This is a genomic window from Paucibacter sp. TC2R-5, from assembly GCF_025717605.1.
Lineage (GTDB): Bacteria > Pseudomonadota > Gammaproteobacteria > Burkholderiales > Burkholderiaceae_C > Paucibacter_A > Paucibacter_A albus.
The window spans coordinates 19586-19846 of record NZ_JAJIRQ010000002.1; the positions used below are offsets into that span (position 1 = coordinate 19586).

Annotated in this window: 1 protein-coding gene; it reads left to right on the forward strand. The window is 45.6% G+C overall.

What is annotated here, in order from left to right; genetic code table 11:
- A partial coding sequence (locus LNV08_RS03750; RefSeq protein ID WP_263532330.1) for a hypothetical protein occupies positions 1 to 261 on the forward strand: 261 nt, incomplete at both ends.

Below are 261 nucleotides of genomic sequence, written 5' to 3' on the forward strand. Positions count from 1 at the left end.
CGATTAAAGCTCACATTTTAGATGGGGGCGGTACAGACCTCCAGTATCTTCCGATAAAAGATCGGCGAATTGAAGATCACACCAATGATTTACTAAGATTTGATGGAAGCGCTCGAAAACTCAAATTATTCTATGCAAGCCAAGCTCACGTATACATTCGCCTAGGTATTGGTCGCGCCTGGGCTCCGGAAGGTCAAACTCCGAAGCACTGGATGCAAGTTAACGGAATTTATTCATTCCCTTCCTACAGGCCGGAGTTGT